Here is a 2,430-nt window from a genome sequence, read left to right on the forward strand (position 1 = left end):
ACTATTTCCAAATCCAAATACAGGTAGTTTTAGAATATCATTTCAACCAGAAAACAATGACAAAATTGAAATAATAGTTTACGATATGAGTGGCAGAAATATTTACAATAAATCATTTTTAAATTCTGGTATGTTTGATCAGGAATTACAAATGAATACTATTTCTTCAGGTATATATTTTGTCAATATTCAAAATGGTTCAAAAAAATTGGTTAAAAGGATTATTGTAGAATAAGTTGAAGTATTAAAATTAGCATAAAAATTAAAAACTTAGAGGAAAGTTGAAAACTTAATGCAAAAAATCATATTAAATTATAAACAAACTAAAAAAATCATGAAAAAGTTTCAATTATTTATTTTAATTATTTGTTTTGCATCAGGTTATGGGCAAATATCAGACGTGGATAAAAATAGCGAATTATACAAAAATGCCCCAGATTGGGCAAAACAAATGTTTGCAGATAACCCAAACTTTAATGAAGTTGATGATTTGTACTTAAAATATTATCAATCTAGAGCCTATAAAAAAACAAATTATACACAATACTACAAACATTGGCGAAGATTGGTTAACCCATATTTGAATAATGAAGGTAAAATAGATTTGTCTAAAAATTCTAAATTTGCTGCTGTTGCAAACAAGCAAAAAAACGATACTCAATTAAAAAGGTTAGCAGGTGGTAATTGGACTGCTTTAGGACCATTTAAAAATCCAAACTCAGGCGGAGTTAATCCCAGTGGTTCTCAAGCTAATGTTTTTTCACTTGATCGCTGTGAAGGTTCACCAAATATTATGTATTGTGGTACAGAGCCTGGTGAGGTCTACAAAAGTGTAGATAGGGGTAACTCTTGGGTAAACGTCTCTAAAACCCTAGTTACTGCAGATGCTACATCTACGGTTGTGGCAAATGCTGGTGTTTTTGTGCTGTCTGTGCATCCCACAAACCCAGATATTGTATATATTGGTGCTGGTAATCAGGTTTTTAAAACTATTGATGGTGGTAATAATTGGGTTTCAGTTTTTACCAGTAATATTGCAAATTCGGGCTACATAATTAACCCTGCCGAAATACATATTAATGCGGCTAACCCAAATGTAGTATTATTAGCCGGAAAAGAAGGGATTTATAGAACTACAAATGGCGGTACCAACTGGAACCAAATACTAACAAGTGAGTGTTATGATATTAAGGCTAAGCCAAACAATCCTAATACATTATATGCTGTCATAAATAATAAAACAACAAAAACACATCAGTTTCTTGTTTCTACAGACCTTGGTTTAACATGGACTTCACAAACAACGGGTTGGTACACATCTACAGACCCAGTTAGAAAGGTTGGCGGTGCAAGAATTGCAGTTTCGGCAGCAGATAGCAATCGTGTATACGTAGTTCTAGCAGGTAACTCAAAAGATGGCGACCAAAATTTTATTGGTGTTTATAAAAGTAACGATGGTGGCTCAAATTGGTCAAATACTATGGGTTTTGATGGTGGTCCATACAGCGAAACACATCCTAACTTAATAACTTACAATACATTAGGTGGATTTAGTTTTGATTTTGGACAAGGAACAATGAATTTAGCCATTATGGCATCAAATACTAACGCCGATCATATTTTAGTAGGCGGAATTGGTATGTATCGCAGCACCGATGCCGGGCAAACTTTTGCATGTAAATATAATTATGAATGTTCTAGTTTACCTATTTTACATGTAGATCAGCAAGATTATAAAGCTTTTGGTAACGAATATTGGGCAACTACAGATGGCGGAATTTTTAAATCGAATGATTTTTTTGATACCAATTCAGAATTTAAAATGGATGGAGTACGAGGGGTAGATTTTTGGGGCTTTGGATCTGGTTGGAACAGAGATATTTTAATTGGTGGTACTTTTCATAACGGTTTAGATGCCTACGCAGAAGGCTTCCCACAAGGAGAATTTTTAAATTTAACTGGCGGAGAACCTCAGTCGGGTTATGTAAGTCCAAGCAATCAATCGCGTGTGTTTTCAACTATTTTGGGTAGTAAACTTTTACCAGCAACAATTACTGGTGCAGTTCTAGATGCGCCACAAGGAGATTTTTTACCATTAAACGAATCACCTTGGTATACAGAATCATCTGAAATGGAATTTCACCCAAGTTGTTTCAATTATATTTATAAAGGCTATGAAAATAAGGTTTTTAAAAGTATAGACGGCGGTACAAGTTCGTCGGTTAAATATACAGCACCTGCAAATACCCTAATTTTAGGAATTGAAATTTCCAGACGCAACACCAACACAATGTATGTAGTGGTTAGACCACCATACCCACAAAGTTGTTATATTGCCAAAACCACAGATGATTGGGCAACAAATAGCATAATTGCGCTACCTGATACAGAAAATAATAGAGCAATTATAAGTATTGATCCAGAAAATGA

At 34.0% G+C, this 2,430-nt stretch carries 2 protein-coding genes; both read left to right on the forward strand.

Going from position 1 to position 2,430, the window contains the following annotated elements:
- On the forward strand, positions 1 to 235 hold a 235-nt coding region (locus RMN92_RS08975; RefSeq protein WP_309609126.1), incomplete at its 5' end, for a T9SS type A sorting domain-containing protein.
- A 99-nt stretch (positions 236 to 334) separates the two neighbouring features.
- The coding region (locus RMN92_RS08980) for a WD40/YVTN/BNR-like repeat-containing protein (RefSeq protein WP_409024854.1) at positions 335 to 2,430 on the forward strand (2,096 nt) is incomplete at its 3' end.

Source organism: Flavobacterium sp., assembly GCF_031363805.1.
Classification (GTDB): domain Bacteria; phylum Bacteroidota; class Bacteroidia; order Flavobacteriales; family Flavobacteriaceae; genus Flavobacterium.